The following is a 16423-nucleotide window of genomic DNA, read 5'->3' as shown; positions in this document are numbered from 1 at the left end:
GCCAATAAAAAAAAGCTGTGATTAAAGTGCAAAGTACCACTTTAACCACAGCCTTATCTTCTATTAAATTATACGTATAATGGATGTTTGTCCGTTAACGCTTTTACGCGAGCTTTCGCTTCAGTTTTAACTGCTTCATCCTCTGGATTTTTAAGAACTGTAGCAATAATTGCCCCAACTTCTTTCATGTCTTCCTCATTGAAGCCACGAGATGTTACTGCTGGTGTACCAATACGGATACCAGAAGTTACGAATGGAGATTCTGTATCGTAAGGAATTGTATTTTTATTTGTTGTAATCCCTACTTCATCAAGTGCGTGCTCTGCTACTTTACCTGTTAAGCCAAGTGATTTCACATTAAGAAGTAATAAGTGGTTGTCCGTACCGCCAGATACAATTTCAACGCCTTCTGCCATTAATGCTTCTGCTAAAGCTTTAGCATTCGCTTTAAGTTGTTTTGCATACTCTTTGAATTCTGGTTGTAATGCTTCACCGAATGCAACAGCTTTTGCAGCGATTACGTGCATTAATGGTCCACCTTGGATACCTGGGAATACAGATTTGTTAAGCTTTTGCTCCCATTCTTTCGAAGCAAGGATTAAACCACCACGTGGGCCACGTAATGTTTTATGTGTTGTAGATGTCACAAAATCAGCGTATGGCACTGGTGATTGGTGCTCACCAGTAGCTACAAGACCAGCGATATGTGCCATATCCACCATGAAATATGCTCCTACTTCATCAGCAATTTCACGGAATTTAGCGAAATCAATTTCACGTGGGTATGCAGATGCACCCGCCACAATTAGTTTTGGTTTATGCTCTAACGCTTTTTGGCGTACATCTTCATAATCGATTACTTGAGTATCTTTTGTTACGCCATATTCAACGAAATTATACAGAATACCCGAGAAGTTTACAGGAGATCCGTGTGTTAAGTGGCCGCCATGAGATAGGTTCATCCCAAGTACTGTATCTCCTGGTTCTAAAATTGTGTGGTATACAGCCATGTTTGCTTGTGCACCAGAGTGTGGTTGTACGTTTGCATATTCAGCACCAAAAATTTCTTTCACACGATCACGTGCGATATCTTCCACAACATCTACGTGTTCACAACCGCCATAGTAGCGTTTACCTGGATAACCTTCAGCATATTTATTTGTTAGAACAGAACCTTGTGCTTCCATTACTGCTTCTGATACAAAGTTTTCTGATGCGATTAACTCAATATTTGCTTGTTGACGTTTTTTTTCCGCAAGAATTCCGTCTAATACTGCTTTGTCTTGTACTGCTAATTTTTCGTATGCCATGTTTGAAAAAGCCTCCTAAGTATAATCGTTATTTGTATACCACTGTTTTCAAAGGTAATTTTATTTATACACTGCACGCTCTCCGCCAATCAGCTTTGGACGTGTTGTTGCAACTGTCACAACCGCTTCTCCTACCATTCGCACAGAAGTACGAACCGGAACAGCTACTGCCTTTAAATGCATACCAATAAGAGTTTGACCAATATCAATACCTGCATTTGCTTGCACAGCTTCCACTACAATTGGATTTGCAAATTGCGTAAACGCATAAGCGGACATCGAGCCACCCGCAGTACGAACTGGTACAACTGTTACCGGTTCATAACCAAAACGTTCTGCCGTTGTTGCTTCCATAGTAATAGCACGATTAATATGCTCACACCCTTGGAACGCTAAATGTAGTTGATGTTTCTTTGCAAATGCCTGCAACGGCTCATAAATCGCCTCTCCAATTTCAAGCGCGCCTGCTGTGCCAATTTTCTGACCAATCACTTCAGATGTCGAGCAACCTACAACAAAAATAGTATTCGGTCGTAGGGTTACTTGCTCTTCAAATTCACTGAGTAACTGAGTCAAATGTGTTCGTATTTGTTGTACAACCACTATGCTCAGCCCCTTAATTCTAAATTATTTATGTCCCACAGCTAAAAAGCTCTTTGAAGAACTTTCTAGCGTAGGACAAATGTTAACAAACTTAATTGCGTTTTATTGCTCAAGTTCAGCGATCTTTTCAACGCGTCGCGTATGACGACCACCTTCAAAATCTGTCTCAAGCCATACTTTAGCTATTTCACGTGCAAGGCCTGGCCCAATAACACGCTCACCCATTGCTAAAACATTTGAATCGTTGTGGCAACGCGTTGCTTTTGCACTAAATAAATCATGTACTAAAGCACAACGAATCCCCTTAATTTTATTCGCAGCTATAGACATACCAATGCCTGTACCACAAATTAAAATACCTTTATCAAATTCCCCGCTAGCAACACCTTCAGTAACTGGTTTTGCATAATCAGGATAGTCTACTGAATCCGCAGATTGTGGACCAAAATCTTCGTAGCTGATATTTAGCTCATCTAACAGCTGCATAATCTCACGACGTAAGTTATTGCCTCCGTGATCAGAAGAAATTGCTATTCTCACTGGGTTCCCTCTTTTCGAAATTATAGTCAACACTAGTGTACCACTTCTCTCCCAAGAATAACATGATTTTTCTTGCATTTTTATGCTGATTTCTCCTAAAAGACGAACATTTCTTGTAAATCTACATAAAATCATTCACTTTCAAGACTGTTTTCCTGTGGATATTGTGTATATCATGTTGATAAATTCGGATAACGGCATTTTGTTGTAATATTCTATGTTCTAAAGTTTGTTTCCATTTTCAATTACAATGGACATACTATATCAGTATTATTTCTATGTATTACCAGTATTTGATGATGTAGAACGGTTCTGTGAGTAGATGTGGGTGTGGGGCGGTGGGGGCGGCGGAGCGTGGCGGGGCGTGAATTCTTTTTAGGTTGAAGCTCTATCTGGCGTTTTGACGGTTTTCTCCGTCACTTTCGGCTTTCTATCCATCATTTTGACGGTTCTATCCACGAATTTCGGCTTTCTATCCACGATTTTGACGATTCTATCCACGATTTTGACGATTCTATCCACGATTTTGACGATTCTATCCACGATTTTGACGATTCTATCCACGATTTTGCGGTTTATCCGTCGGTACTGCCCTTCTTTCCATCATCACTTGGCCGACTTTCCTTCGCTTCAGCTTTTCTTTCCGTCGCTCTCCTCTCTTTATCCGTCGTTTCCGCTGTTTTATCCGTCGGTACTGCCACTCCTTCCGTCGCTTGGCCGACTTTCCTTCGCTCACGCTTTGCTTTCCGTCGCTCTGCTCTCTTTATCCGTCACTTCCGCTGTTCTATCCGTCGGTACTGCCATTCCTTCCGTCGCTTGGCCGACTATCCTTCGCTCACGCTTTGCTTTCCGCCGCTTTTCCCTCTCTATCCTGCGCTCCCGCCCGTCGGCACCGCTCTTCATTCCTTCACTCTCCTCTCCAAAGCCACCACACACAAACCAACAAAAAAACTGTAGCAAACTCAAATCTCATCTGAGTTTATCTACAGTCTATTATCTTCGCATTTAGGCTTGTCTATCGAATTGTTGAATCATTTTGTGGAGTTCTTCTGATTGTTTCTTTAGGCCTTCTGCTAGTTTTTCTACTTGCTCAATGGCGTATGCTTGTTCTTCTGCTGCGCTGCGTACTTCTTGTGCGCCGGCTGACGTTTCTTCTGCGATGGCTGCCACTTCTTGGGATTGACGGGCAGTTGTTTCGATGTTGTGCATTTGTTGTTCGATTAATGAAGAAATTTCTACAATTGCTGTTGCCATTTCGTGTACGCTTGAAGACATGCCTTCTACGGCTGTTGTCGTTTCTGATACACGGGCAGCTTCTTTTGTCGCGAATGTCACTTGCTGATTCATTTGTTTGACTACAACCTCAACGTTTTGTTGCATTGACTGGATAAGGGTTGTAATGCCTTGTACTGCTTTCGCACTTTCATCCGCTAAGCTACGAACTTCTTCTGCTACAACCGCAAAACCTTTTCCATGTTCTCCAGCACGCGCTGCCTCAATGGAAGCATTTAACGCTAGTAAATTTGTTTGTGCAGCTATATCGCCAACTAAGCTAATGATGCGTTCTACCTGTCCAGCGTTTTCCTCTAGAAGATGAATGCTTTCTAATGCCTCATTATTGCCAGCTGCAATTTGTTGAATGCTATTTACTAACGTTTCGATCGCATTTGTTGTTGTCGTTAAATTATGTAGAATCTCTTTGGATTGCGTTGCTGATGCTTCTGCTCTACTATTGACTTCTGTAGCGAGGGCTCGTACATCTTCAATTGCTTCGGCTGTATCTTGGACTGCCGTTGCAGATGTCTCTGCACCAGAAGAAATATGCTTTACTGTAGAAGCGATATTCTCTGCTTTTTTTGTTGCAATAGCAGCTTCATCAGATAGTTGGATAATTGTTTGATTAGTTTGCTGGAAGTTACTATCTATACTTTCCACCATTCCTCTTAAGTTTAACACCATTTGTTGGAATGCCTCTGCGACAGAACGAATTTCATCACTTGTTTTCGGCATTTCTACATCCTGTCCAATTTTTCCTTCTGCTACTCGGGAAGCTGAATTTTCGAGTTGCTGTAAAGGCTTAATTAAGATTACACTGAAAACTGCGGCCAATATGCCTGACCATACTATCCCTGACACATAAGTAAAAATTTCAAACAGTTTACGATTGATTTCTGGGAAAAAGGTAGGTTGTAAATATTCGATAAATATAAAACTAATACTGTAAGTGATTAGTGCAAGAAAACTAACAAATAATACTAGTTTAAATCGTAAACCAAACTGCTTTTTCATAGCGACCCTCAATTCTCTTCAATTTTTTTTACTAATCGTTCTACTAATGTTGTTAATTCTGCAAATGTTTCTTTATAAATTCCTATACTACCACCGTAAGGATCTACAACATTTCCACCACTAACTTCGCTTGTATATTCTTTTAAAGTAAAAACTTTTTGTTCAGCATTTGGGAAATTAGCAATAATTGTATCTTTATGAGCTGTTGTCATTGTTAAAATTAGATCGGCCCACTCCATTTCAGTTATTGATAATTGTGTTGCTAAATGCTGATGCGTCATATTTGCTTCATATAATACTTGTTGTGCATGTGCAGACATTTCTGCATTTGGCATCGCATAAATGCCCGCCGAACGAACTTCTACATTGTCCAATTGTTTATGTTTTAAAATAACCTCTGCCATAGGACTGCGACAAGTATTCCCGGTGCAAACAAATAGTATTTTCATACTTATCACCCTCCATTGATTTTTCTATTGCCGGATAGCAAGGAAGCCCATAATAATGAAAAATATTCCTGTTATTATTTGTAATTTATTTCCAAATAACGTCTGACTTTTACGGGCAATGACTAATGACCCATAAGAGCAAATAAGTGCACTGACACCCGCACTTATAATAAATACCATTTTCTCTAAGTTTAGCATACCAAATGAAACACTTACTGAAAAGGTATCTAGGCTTGCGGTCACGGCTAAAAGTATTGGTGAAATTGTAACTTTTTCATCTTTCCGCGAAAATAATAGCAAATGTAAGCCCATACAAAATAATAGAATACTTGATATCCATTGTCCCCACTCTAAGAGGAAACGCATTAAATAGCTTCCTAATTCGAAGCCTAATAGCGGGAAAAGCATATGCAAAGCAGCTGTCCATACTGATAAAAAAAATCGATACTTAACATTTGGCAGTAATACATATAAGCCAATCACATCTACAGACGTTATTATACCCGCAAGAATTCCCTGCAAGAAAGCACTCCTTCGCTCTCTAATATTTTATCATTTTATGCTCGAAAATACAGTATTATCATAATACAATTTCCTTACAATATGGTGCTAAAAGTCACTCTAACAAAAAAAACAATCGGCTACCACTATAGTAAAAACTCGCTATACTTTCTACAAACATAGCTCAAGTACAAAAGTCTAAGTAGATACCCCCACTGATTAATACAAAAAAAATAGTATGCCAGAGTTACCTCTAACATACTATTTTCTAGGTAGTTTATTTACGGAGTATACCATTTTCCGCCAGCCGCTTTCTCAAGTCGATTCATAATTGCAGCTCCTACTCCTTCAGTCGATGTAGTAGTCGCTAAGATTATTGTAGCCGCTGTTTTATCGCAAGCTCTTAGGGCATGATACAATGCCGCACCCATCTCTTCTTTACTACCAGCTTCTCCTACTGAGAAATAATAATCAGCCTTGCTGTCAACAAAACTAGCTGGTGCAAGTAACGCTACTTTATGTCCTTGTTTTTGTAATTGATGTACAGCCTCATGAACTTTTTTTAAATCACAATCGATTAATAGCACAGGAGCATTAGGTGCATAGTGTGTATATTTCATCCCAGGGGCTTTCGGAGTAGTCTCTAATTTCTGCTCTGTTTTTGAAGGTTGCAGTACTGGACCGATTTTAGCCTCTAACATTTCTTTTGTAATTCCACCTGGACGCAAAATTACTGGAGGTTCGTGTGTAACGTCTAACACTGTGGATTCGAGCCCGATCCCAGTAGTACCTCCATCTAAAATATAAGGTATGTACCCTTCCAAATCATCCTGAACATGTATAGCTTCTGTAGGACTCGGCTTCCCACTACGATTAGCACTCGGCGCAGCAAGTGGCTTTTTTAATTGTTGCAGTAAGTCGAGTGCAACTGGATGATCTGGCATTCGAATGCCGACAGTCGTAAGACCAGCTGTCACACTGTTTGCCAACACATTTGGCTTTACAGGCATGACAAGTGTCAGTGGACCTGGCCAAAATAAATCCATGCATTTTTTTGCTACTTCTGAAATATGCTCGATATAGAGTTCAACTTCCTCTTTCGTGCCAATATGGACAATTAGCGGATTGTCTGAAGGACGACCTTTTGCTTCAAATATCTTTTTGACCGCTGTATCATTTGTTGCAACAGCTCCAAGCCCATAAACCGTTTCTGTTGGAAATGCCACGACCTCACCTGCATTTAAGATATCCACAGCCTGTGCATAATTTGTCTGACTATTCACATTTCTATCCACACTTTTGCAAACGGTTTCCATAATTAAAACCTTCCTTCAATTATTCGTTTTTACTGAATTATCCACATAATGTTTATAACTTATTAAAAATTGTGCATAAGTTATCTGAATTTGTGAACAATTCATTCAAAAAAACCTTTAATCCATTCCCATATAAAAAATGTAACTGGTTCCTTTTCTTCTTTTATTTCTTCTTTTTGTTCATCTTTATCGGGCTCACAAATCGATGGAAATATGCTACACCACCAGTTATCACCACGTGCATCACCGATTTTCACGACAATCGATTGATACAAATTTTGTGGATAAAGTACTGCGTTATGTCTCTTTGGTGGAAATAAGTTATCCCCAATTACAACTTGTGTATGAAGCTGTGGATAATTCTTTTTAATTTCTGCTTCAATTTCTTGTTTTAATGAAATTATTTGCTCGTTATCCTCAGTTTTAGCTCCAGCACTAGCAACTACTTGCTTAAAATACGGCTTTAAATTTTGGACAAGCTGTTCCTTTTCAAGCTGATCCTGTGTCGTATTACTATTAGCAATCACGCGTATACGAAAATCATTTTCTTGCTCTTGATTGCTAGCTTCTTTCGCAAAACCTACTAATGATGGAATATATAAAATACATAATTGCAAAGAAATCGCAATTACTACTAATCTTGCAAAAGCTAAAAAGATATTTTGTTTTGGTAATCTAATAATCTTGTATTCGTTTAACATAAAAATCCCTCCTTGCTCCACATTGTGGGCAAGAAGTAGATGCTTTATACATGAATTTCACAAAAAATCATTCGGGGCTTACCGTTTATATCTTTTTCTATCGAAACTGTAGCCTGCGGAAAACTATTTTTAAAGAATTGAGCGACCTGCTCTCCTTGTGTATATCCGATTTCAAGACCAATGAGAGCTGGTTTTTTCATAAGGGGTGGAAGCTGTTCAGCCAATTTTCTATATAAAATGAGTCCGTCTTCTTCTGCAAAAAGAGCACTATGTGGTTCATGCTCTAGCACAGTATTTGACATCTCTTTTGCTTCATCAAAAGCAATATACGGTGGATTCGATAAAACGATATCAAATTTCTCACCTGACAGAGGTTTCGTTAAATCTCCTAGTCGAAAATCAATATCCGCCGCTAATCTTTGTGCATTTTTTTGTGCTGTAGATAAAGCAGCCTCAGATAAATCAGTGGCTACGACTGTTAGCTCTGGACATTCTAGTTTCATAGAAAGGGCAATTGCACCACTACCTGTACCGATATCTGCAAGCTTCAAGTTTTGATTTTTAAATATTTTGTTCATACGATTGATCGTTCCAAGCACTAATTCTTCGGTTTCCGGTCTAGGAATAAGTACTGATTCATCGACAATAAATGAACGGCCGTAAAATTCTTCACTACCGATGCAATACTGTACAGGTCGTCCACTCGCATGCTCTTCGATGAGTTCTTTAAATTTCTCTTGTTGCTCAGCTGTTAATGCATCTTGAAGGTGTAACATTACTTCTGAATAGCTAGTGCCAAGTATATGCTGCATGACAATACGTGCCGCTGTTTCCTCACGACCATTATCCACTAAAAAAGAAGAAGCCCATTGAAGGGCCTCCATCACATTATTATAGGTCATCATTTAATCGCTCTAACTTCGATGCTTGCTCTTCTAAAATGAGCGTATCAATGATTTCGTCTAGTCTACCTTCGACGATTTGATCTAGCTTTTGAATCGTTAAACCAATACGGTGGTCTGTCACTCGGTTTTGTGGATAATTGTATGTGCGAATACGCTCAGAGCGATCGCCTGAACCTACAGCTGATTTACGTGTAGCATCAATTTCCTTTTGTGCTTCTTGCAAATACATATCAGCAACACGAGCACGTAGAATTTTCATTGCCTTTTCACGGTTTTTAATTTGTGATCGTTCGTCCTGCATCGATACAACAACACCTGTCGGTAAGTGGGTCATACGCACAGCTGACATCGTTGTATTTACCGATTGACCACCAGCACCAGAAGATGCAAATGTATCCACTCGGATATCTTTCTCATGAATATCCACATCTACTTCTTCAACTTCAGGTAAACAAGCTACTGTCGCTGTCGATGTATGAATACGCCCTTGAGATTCTGTTGCAGGTACACGTTGTACACGGTGTGCGCCATTTTCAAATTTGAATTTTGAATATGCGCCTTGACCGTTAATCATAAAAATAACTTCTTTATAGCCGCCCATTGGGTTTGGCGTCGCTTCCATTATGTCAATTTTCCAGCCTTGTGTCTCTGCATAACGAGAGTACATACGGAATAAATCACCTGCGAAAATATTCGCTTCGTCTCCACCAGCTGCCCCGCGAATCTCCATAATAACGTTTTTATTATCATTAGGATCTTTTGGAATTAATAGAATACGTAAACGTTCTTCTAACTCTTCTTGCTGTTCTTTTAGAAGATTGAATTCTTCTTTCACCATTTCATGCATATCAGGATCTTTTTCATTATCTAGCATCTCACGTGTATCAGCTAATTGCTCTTTTACACTTTTATATTCACGATATGCATCTACAGTTTCCTGGATATCTGATTGTTCTTTAGAATATTCACGTAATTTTTTATTATCATTTACAATATCAGGATCACTTAAAAGCTCTGTTAACCTTTCGTAACGATCCTCTACTGCTTGTAATCGATCGAACATGGATTTCACCTCTATTTAGTTTTTTATAAAGTTTGCTCTGTTAACTGTCGCAAAAAAGAGAAACTCTACATTAGCATTACGCTAAGTGCGTAAAGATTTTTTATAAACATTTATTATTTCCACTACTTAGTATAAGGAATTCTTCGCATGTATGCTACTTTTTCCTCGTTCCAGCAACTGGAGCAATTTGCCTTATAGCGGCGGATGCGCGTGACATTTACGACACACTGGATAGTAGGAATCATTCCCACCAATTTGAATTTGATCACCTGTATAAACAGGCTTTCGACTTTCATTAACACGTAAATTCATTGTCGCTTTTTTATGACAGAACCAGCAAATCGTTTTCATTTCCTCAATTTTATCTGCATATGTAAGCATGTACTGACTGCCTTCAAAGAGCTCATTTTGGAAATCGTTTTTTAGACCGAAGCCCATAACTGGAATATCTAACTCATCTACGATATATGCTAACTGCAAAACATGTTCTTTTTTTAGAAATTGTACTTCATCAACAAGTACACAGTATGGTTTTACAGCATTGTTTTTTACTAGCTCAAAAATATTTGTATCATCATTAACAGGAATGGCTTGTTGACGCAAGCCTACTCGACTTGAGATAAAGCCTACTTCATCTCGCGTATCTATGCCTGGTGTAAACATCATTACAGGTTTTTGTTGTTCTTCATAGTTATGCGCAACTTTTAAAATTTCTATGGATTTACCACTGTTCATTGCACCGTGTTTAAAATATAGCTGTGCCATTTTGTCTTCTCCCTTTCTTCATGTCGAGCTGGATACTGAAAAGACTCGCATCAACGTATTTCTTTAACTTCTTTCAGTAGTTGTTTCCCACCTCTGTCGGGGCGAGATGAATGCGGATTAAAGGCGTTCTTTGTGCAAGCACAAAAGCCGCTTGCAGACGCAATTATGCCGAGGCATATGTGATTATACTGAAAAAAATACCTGCCAAGCACATGCTTGGCAGGTATTAAACTAACATTAGTTTTTAAGACCGTATTTTTTGTTGAAACGATCCACGCGACCATCAGCAGACGCGAATTTTTGACGGCCAGTATAGAATGGGTGACAGTCGTTGCAGAACTCGACAACGATGTTTTCTTTTACTGAACCAGTTTTGAAAGTATTACCACAAGAGCAAGTTACTGTTGCTTCTTTGTAATCTGGATGAATTCCTTGTTTCATATTCGTTTTCTCCTCTCGCCCTGAACCATCTGGAACAGAGTATTATCGAACTGTACCTTACATAGCCCGAATATGTCGGCTACATATGTACACGTTGCATACTTTGCAATATTACCATATGAAATATACATTTGACAATAGTTTTGAATGTATTCAGTTATTTAAAAAATTTAAACACTTCTCCGATTGCAGAGTCTATCATAAATGAGAAAACAATCGAAGATAAAATACATGTTACTACTAAATAGAAAACGAAACCGTAAAAACTATCAATGTTTTTAGATTTATTACTTAACAACTTAATCATGACAAATATAGGGATAATACCAATAGCTAACGCAAATCCAATGTATATCATCGTTGTTGAATACGAGAATGATTTCAACAATCCTAATAAAATACTTAAAACCATAATAGCTATAGGTAGTGTATAATAGTTTCCTATTTTACTAATAACATTTGTAAAACTTAGACTTTCCGAAAATAGTTTTGCCGTTAAAAATATAGCAAAGATACTTATTGCTATTAGTAAAGAAATGAATAACGACATGTAAAAAAATACTTGAAAGAAGGATGGACCAATGCTTTCAAAGAAACCAAATCCTCCGGAAAAGATTTGTTTTATTAATGTGAATACTGATAATGCAGTTAATACAACATAGATAATCATACTAATAATACTATTTTTCCAAGTAGCTTCTACATTAAAATTTGCGGATGGCATTTTTAATTGTTCTACAAAATAATTAACGTATAATTTAGATTGCTTTTTAATTAATTCAATTTGCTCATTACTTTGCGTAGTTCTCTGAGCAGTCTGCGTATATTGTGAGTTTGGTTGTTCATCACTCATGCTATGCGTTGTTGCCGCTCGTTCTTGTGCAGCATTTTCAATCGGAGCTCCACATTTCCCACAAAATCTTCCGTCATCCTGCGCATGGCCACATTCTAAACAGTTTTTCATATGTACACCTCATTAAAATTTTGTCTTTTTCGTTTGTAAGACGAAAAGACATATTTCTTTTTAGCTCGATTGCAACTTTACTACAGTATGTACAAAACAATACTTCCTCACTATTTTGCTCCCCGTAATTTGTGCAAAATCCCACTAATAATACCCATTACCTATATATTATAACAAAATTATACAACAAAAAATTGTAAAATAACAGATTTGGTTACTATATTTATTCAACCTTAGATGAATACTTTGCAGATTTATCGGAACAAAATCTCATTTTATCGGAACAATTTTAACTTTTATAGGAATATTTTCTCGTTTTATCGGATCAATCTTAGCTTTTATCGGAATAACTTCAGTTTAATTCACATTATGGTAAAAAAAATCACCATCAACTATTGCTAGTCGATGGTGATTTATTGAGTTAACCGCGTACTTCACGATAGTCATTATCCACTAATCCTATTTTTTTATTTCGTTCTTTGAATCGAATATTATGGGAAGACACGTACGCCACTTTTGGTGCGTCCGGCTCTAAATAAAGCTTTGCACTATTCAATGCTAAAATACCATCCGTAAATGCACCTGCTATTAATCTCACCTTAGAAGGATGATCTACGAAATCTCCTGCACCATAAACACCTTCTATATTTGTTTCGCGCTTTTCATTGACAATAGCTACTCCGTCTTGAATATCTAGGCCCCACTTTTCAAGTGCGCCATAATCACATTTTAAGCCATGATTAACGATGACTGCATCCACTTCTAATTGTTCGGCTTCGTCTGTTTCTTTATTGGCGATTGACACGGACTGTATTAAATCACCATCACCATGCAATTGCACCACTTCGTAAGGTGTTTTTATAGATACAGAGGATTCGCGCATTTTTATAACATTTTTTTCATGACCACCAAATTCATCACGTCGATGAACAATTGTTACACTAGCCGCAATTGGCTCTAGCTCATTTGCCCAATCTACAGCAGAATTACCACCACCAGAAATTAAAACATGCTTATTACGGAAAATTTCTAATTCCTGTACTGTGTAATATAAATTTGTCACCTCATAGCGATCTACTCCAGCTATCTCGAGCTTTTGCATAGAAAGTACACCGTATCCAACTGCTAAAATGACCGTTTTCGAATAGTGTTTCTCGCCTGTTGAGGACGTTAATATAAATGTACCATCACTCTGCTTTTCTAATTTTTCAACTTTTTGATTTAATACTATCGTTGGATCAAATGTTTTTGCCTGTTCAACTAGTTGTTCAATTAGCTGTCCACCTAATATTGGTGTCACAGCACCAACATCCCAAATCATCTTTTCAGGATAAATTAACATTCGACCACCAAGTTGAGAGCTATATTCTATAATTTTTGTCTTTAAATCGCGCATCCCACTATAAAAAGATGTATAAAGACCTGCGGGTCCCCCACCAACAATCGTTACATCATACATTTCTATCGTCATATTCGGCATTCCTCATTTCACCTTTTATTTTTCACTCTTTTTCTTTTCTAACAGCATATTTGTCACTTCTTCTACTTGGGCAAGTACAGCAATCGGGTCAAACGCCCAAAATCTTTCTGCATCTAAATAAAATACATTGTTATTTTTCACTGCATCCATTGACTTCCACAAAGAATCTTCTCTGTTTAGCTCCGCACCATTCGATTCATCTAAGAAAATATAATCTCCCGCATATTCAGGTAATACTTCATAAGAGACTTGCTTGTACGTTTCCCCAGTGTCAATTAACTCCTTTTGAGTACTTTGGGGTGCTTTTAGTTGCAATTGCTTATATATTGCTTGCCCACCACGATAAATACCATCACCGTATAAATAAAAATCTTTGCTGTATGCTCCAAAAATAGAATACGTTTCATTTGGATCTAAAACTTCTGCTAACTTTTCACGATTTTCTGATACTTTCTCTGCAAACATTTTCAGCCAAGCTTCTCCTTCAGCTTGTTTTCCTAAAATTTCAGCGAGCCCTTTTACTTCTTCTTCCACACTACGGTAGGTTTCATAGGGCAAAACAACAGTCGGTGCTATTTTGGATAACTTTTCATACGATTCTGCATCCGCTTCAGCTGTAATAATTAAATCTGGCTTCAATGCTAAAATAGATTCAACTGCACTTTCCCCTGTATTTTCTATAGCATCAATTTGATCTTGAATGTGGACATTATCTAAATCTCGTTGTGTCGCACCTACTGGCTTTACCCCTAATAGTAATGAAGTTGGCAAATATGCATCCACTACAAGTCGCTCAACTTTTGTAGGAATTTCAATTTCTCCATTAATAGTTGATATCTTTTTTGTCGTTGCTTCTGTCTCTGCTTTAGGCTCACCATTCACTGATGTCTCGTCATTGCTACTACATCCCACAAGCATAAATGCTACTATAATTAAAAATATAGTTCTTTTTTTCATCATTTCACTCCTCAGAAATTGAAACACTCCCTTTTATTCCTTTAAACGTGCCAATAAATATAAGAAATATGGTGCTCCTAAAACTGCTACAACAATCCCAGCTGGAATTTCTGATGGCTCTAATATTAAGCGGCCGATTGTATCGGCCATTAAAACTAATAATCCTCCTAAGAGTGCGGCGGCTGGCAGTAAAAACTGATGTTTAGCCCCAACGAGCTGACGTGCCAAATGTGGAGCAATTAATCCAACAAATCCAATCCCCCCACTTACTGACACACTTGCCCCAGCTAATCCTACAGAAGCCGCAAGAAGCCAGCGACGCTCCCTTTCAATAGAAGCTCCCAAACCGACTGCTGTTATTTCTCCTAGATTTATAACGTTCAATACGCGGGATTTTGAATACACAAATGGTAGTAAAATTAGTAACCATGGCAATAAAGATACTACGAATCTCCAATTTGATCCCCAAATACTACCTGCTAGCCACGTTGCAACGAATTGATAATTTTCAGGTGTTAAACGCAGCGTCAGCACAATCATCGCTGAGCTAATCCCCGCTGCTACTGCAATCCCTGTTAATAGTAAGCGCATTGGGGTAATTCCTTCATGACGTCGATAAGAGAGTATATAAATTAAAACAGCTGTCATCCCTGATCCTACAAATGCTAACACTGGCAGTAAAAATACAGGTGCTGCTTTAGTAGATGGAAAAAATGAAATATAAAGCATAACTGCAAGTCCAGCTCCTGCATTTATACCCAAAATGCCTGGGTCAGCTAGAGCATTTTTAGAAATGCCTTGTAAAATAGCCCCTGAAACTGCTAAGCCCATCCCCACCAAAACTGCAATAACAATACGAGGTAGCCTAAATTCAAATAAAATAAGTTGCTGTTGGGCATCGCCCTGACCAAAAAGTGTTCGAATAACCTCCATTGGTGTTAGCTTTATAACCCCTGTATTCATACTAATGACGAATGTGATGACTATTAATAAAGCTAGCGCACTTAGAATTAAGAAGTTTTTCTTTTTAGCTTTTTGTTGAGTTACTGTTAAAAAACTATTACTCATAGTTCTTTTCCTCCTTTACGGGCTATATAGAGGAAGAATGGAACTCCAATAAAGGCAATTAGCGCTCCAATTGGTGTTTCGTAAGGTGGATTGATCATCCTTGCAACAAGGTCAGCCAACACAACAAGTAATGCTCCATAAATTAATGAACACGAAATAATCCACCGATAATCGTGTCCAACTATGTATCTCATAAAATGCGGAACGATTAAGCCAACAAACCCGACTGCTCCTACGACTGATACTGCCGCTCCTGCCAACACTAAAACAATCACCATTCCCCATATTTTTACTACGTTAGTACGTTGCCCAAGTCCTACGGCAATTTCTTCACCTAAACTGAGTAATGTAATGGAACGTGATAAAATTAGAGCTCCAATCATTGCCGCCAGTATCCATGGCGATAATATTTGAAGATGATACCACTTTGTACCTGAAACACCTCCTGCATACCAGAAGGCTAAGTCTTGTCCAATACGATAATAAAGGGCAACGCCTTCCCCTAGCGCACCTAGTAGAGCGCTTACAGCAGCACCTGCCAACACTAATCGCATTGGCGTTAGACCACCTTTTGACAGTGAACCTACGCCATAAACAATCGCAACACCTAAGCCCGCTCCAACAAATGACCATAAAACTATATACATGTACGATAAATTAGGGAAAAAAGCAAAGCAGATTGCTAGCATAAACGCGGCCCCAGAATTTAACCCTAATAATCCAGAATCCGCCAATGGATTGCGTGTCATGCCTTGCATAATCGCACCTGCGACCGCAAAGCATCCACCTACTAATCCTGCGCCTAACACTCGTGGTAATCGAATATCATGTATAATTTGATGTGTTGTTACATCCGGTGAAAAATGAGTAATAGCTGTCCATACAGTACTCAATGATATATCTGCGGCACCAAATGAAATTGACAAACCGATTGCAAATATTAACCCTATCACCCCAACAATTAAAGCTACTACACCACGGACTGGATGAGATCGCTGTTGTAGTTCATCTAAATCTCTGAGCCCTCCTACTCCTGTCGACGTAGTCATACACTTCCTCCTTAATCCTTAC

The 16423-nt window shown here is 38.4% G+C and carries 19 protein-coding genes; all 19 read right to left on the bottom strand.

Going from position 1 to position 16423, the window contains the following annotated elements; translation table 11 throughout:
- Positions 1-68: 68 nt before the first annotated feature.
- Entirely contained in the window at positions 69-1310 is a 1242-nt protein-coding gene (gene glyA, locus B1B04_RS00630; protein ID WP_079559404.1) for a serine hydroxymethyltransferase, read from the bottom strand.
- Between the two features lie 60 nt (positions 1311-1370).
- Positions 1371-1913: a TIGR01440 family protein gene (locus tag B1B04_RS00625; RefSeq protein ID WP_079559403.1), complete on the bottom strand. Its 543-nt coding sequence runs from the start codon at positions 1911-1913 to the stop codon at positions 1371-1373.
- 102 nt (positions 1914-2015) lie between these two features.
- A complete protein-coding gene (gene rpiB, locus B1B04_RS00620) occupies positions 2016-2453 on the bottom strand; it encodes a ribose 5-phosphate isomerase B (protein WP_079559803.1) in 438 nt (145 codons plus the stop codon).
- Positions 2454-2828: 375 nt separating this feature from the next.
- Positions 2829-3017: a hypothetical protein gene (locus B1B04_RS00615; RefSeq protein WP_079559402.1), complete on the bottom strand. Its 189-nt coding sequence runs from the start codon at positions 3015-3017 to the stop codon at positions 2829-2831.
- 11 nt (positions 3018-3028) lie between these two features.
- Positions 3029-3154, bottom strand: coding sequence for a hypothetical protein (locus tag B1B04_RS26325; RefSeq protein ID WP_276207733.1), 126 nt, complete (start codon positions 3152-3154; stop codon positions 3029-3031).
- A gap of 304 nt (positions 3155-3458) precedes the next feature.
- A complete protein-coding gene (locus B1B04_RS00610; protein WP_079559401.1) occupies positions 3459-4742 on the bottom strand; it encodes a methyl-accepting chemotaxis protein in 1284 nt (427 codons plus the stop codon).
- 8 nt (positions 4743-4750) lie between these two features.
- Complete coding sequence (locus B1B04_RS00605; protein WP_079559400.1) at positions 4751-5191, bottom strand: low molecular weight protein arginine phosphatase; 441 nt, start codon at positions 5189-5191, stop codon at positions 4751-4753.
- A gap of 24 nt (positions 5192-5215) precedes the next feature.
- Positions 5216-5713, bottom strand: a complete 498-nt coding sequence (locus B1B04_RS00600; RefSeq protein WP_079559399.1) for a manganese efflux pump MntP — start codon at positions 5711-5713, stop codon at positions 5216-5218.
- A gap of 260 nt (positions 5714-5973) precedes the next feature.
- Positions 5974-7008, bottom strand: coding sequence for an L-threonylcarbamoyladenylate synthase (locus B1B04_RS00595; RefSeq protein WP_079559398.1), 1035 nt, complete (start codon positions 7006-7008; stop codon positions 5974-5976).
- 101 nt (positions 7009-7109) lie between these two features.
- Entirely contained in the window at positions 7110-7709 is a 600-nt protein-coding gene (locus tag B1B04_RS00590; RefSeq protein ID WP_079559397.1) for a stage II sporulation protein R, read from the bottom strand.
- A gap of 44 nt (positions 7710-7753) precedes the next feature.
- The gene (gene prmC, locus B1B04_RS00585) at positions 7754-8614 is read right to left on the bottom strand and encodes a peptide chain release factor N(5)-glutamine methyltransferase (protein ID WP_079559396.1); all 861 of its coding nucleotides are present in this window, start codon (positions 8612-8614) and stop codon (positions 7754-7756) included.
- The gene (gene prfA, locus B1B04_RS00580; protein ID WP_079559395.1) at positions 8601-9677 is read right to left on the bottom strand and encodes a peptide chain release factor 1; all 1077 of its coding nucleotides are present in this window, start codon (positions 9675-9677) and stop codon (positions 8601-8603) included. Before prfA ends, prmC begins: the two co-directional genes overlap by 14 nt.
- A 192-nt stretch (positions 9678-9869) precedes the next feature.
- Positions 9870-10442, bottom strand: a complete 573-nt coding sequence (locus B1B04_RS00575; protein ID WP_079559394.1) for a thymidine kinase — start codon at positions 10440-10442, stop codon at positions 9870-9872.
- Positions 10443-10679: 237 nt separating this feature from the next.
- Positions 10680-10883, bottom strand: coding sequence for a 50S ribosomal protein L31 (gene rpmE, locus B1B04_RS00570; RefSeq protein WP_010857976.1), 204 nt, complete (start codon positions 10881-10883; stop codon positions 10680-10682).
- A 157-nt stretch (positions 10884-11040) separates the two neighbouring features.
- Complete coding sequence (locus B1B04_RS00565) at positions 11041-11847, bottom strand: NfeD family protein (RefSeq protein ID WP_079559393.1); 807 nt, start codon at positions 11845-11847, stop codon at positions 11041-11043.
- Positions 11848-12268: 421 nt separating this feature from the next.
- Positions 12269-13318 carry an NAD(P)/FAD-dependent oxidoreductase gene (locus B1B04_RS00560; RefSeq protein ID WP_079559802.1) on the bottom strand — a complete coding sequence of 350 codons (1050 nt, stop codon included), beginning with the start codon at positions 13316-13318 and terminating at the stop codon, positions 12269-12271.
- A gap of 24 nt (positions 13319-13342) precedes the next feature.
- Entirely contained in the window at positions 13343-14284 is a 942-nt protein-coding gene (locus B1B04_RS00555; RefSeq protein ID WP_240518153.1) for an ABC transporter substrate-binding protein, read from the bottom strand.
- Positions 14285-14317: 33 nt separating this feature from the next.
- Complete coding sequence (locus B1B04_RS00550) at positions 14318-15352, bottom strand: FecCD family ABC transporter permease (RefSeq protein WP_079559391.1); 1035 nt, start codon at positions 15350-15352, stop codon at positions 14318-14320.
- Positions 15349-16401, bottom strand: coding sequence for a FecCD family ABC transporter permease (locus B1B04_RS00545; RefSeq protein ID WP_079559390.1), 1053 nt, complete (start codon positions 16399-16401; stop codon positions 15349-15351). Before B1B04_RS00545 ends, B1B04_RS00550 begins: the two co-directional genes overlap by 4 nt.
- Positions 16402-16423: the final 22 nt, after the last annotated feature.

The organism is Lysinibacillus sp. KCTC 33748 (assembly GCF_002237755.1).
Lineage (GTDB): Bacteria > Bacillota > Bacilli > Bacillales_A > Planococcaceae > Lysinibacillus.
Note: the sequence above shows the minus strand (reverse complement) of the source record. Positions and strands in the feature narration are given on the sequence as shown.

Bases quoted from the DNA above. Each gene is read 5' to 3' on its own strand.
- B1B04_RS00555 (WP_240518153.1), bottom strand. From the start codon at position 14,284: ATGAAAAAAAGAACTATATTTTTAATTATAGTAGCATTTATGCTTGTG.
- B1B04_RS00610 (WP_079559401.1), bottom strand. From the start codon at position 4,742: ATGAAAAAGCAGTTTGGTTTACGATTTAAACTAGTATTATTTGTTAGT.
- B1B04_RS00560 (WP_079559802.1), bottom strand. From the start codon at position 13,318: ATGACGATAGAAATGTATGATGTAACGATTGTTGGTGGGGGACCCGCA.
- prfA (WP_079559395.1), bottom strand. From the start codon at position 9,677: ATGTTCGATCGATTACAAGCAGTAGAGGATCGTTACGAAAGGTTAACA.
- rpmE (WP_010857976.1), bottom strand. From the start codon at position 10,883: ATGAAACAAGGAATTCATCCAGATTACAAAGAAGCAACAGTAACTTGC.
- B1B04_RS00550 (WP_079559391.1), bottom strand. From the start codon at position 15,352: ATGAGTAATAGTTTTTTAACAGTAACTCAACAAAAAGCTAAAAAGAAA.
- glyA (WP_079559404.1), bottom strand. From the start codon at position 1,310: ATGGCATACGAAAAATTAGCAGTACAAGACAAAGCAGTATTAGACGGA.
- B1B04_RS00605 (WP_079559400.1), bottom strand. From the start codon at position 5,191: ATGAAAATACTATTTGTTTGCACCGGGAATACTTGTCGCAGTCCTATG.
- B1B04_RS00590 (WP_079559397.1), bottom strand. From the start codon at position 7,709: ATGTTAAACGAATACAAGATTATTAGATTACCAAAACAAAATATCTTT.
- B1B04_RS00565 (WP_079559393.1), bottom strand. From the start codon at position 11,847: ATGAAAAACTGTTTAGAATGTGGCCATGCGCAGGATGACGGAAGATTT.
- B1B04_RS00575 (WP_079559394.1), bottom strand. From the start codon at position 10,442: ATGGCACAGCTATATTTTAAACACGGTGCAATGAACAGTGGTAAATCC.
- B1B04_RS00545 (WP_079559390.1), bottom strand. From the start codon at position 16,401: ATGACTACGTCGACAGGAGTAGGAGGGCTCAGAGATTTAGATGAACTA.
- prmC (WP_079559396.1), bottom strand. From the start codon at position 8,614: ATGATGACCTATAATAATGTGATGGAGGCCCTTCAATGGGCTTCTTCT.
- B1B04_RS00595 (WP_079559398.1), bottom strand. From the start codon at position 7,008: ATGGAAACCGTTTGCAAAAGTGTGGATAGAAATGTGAATAGTCAGACA.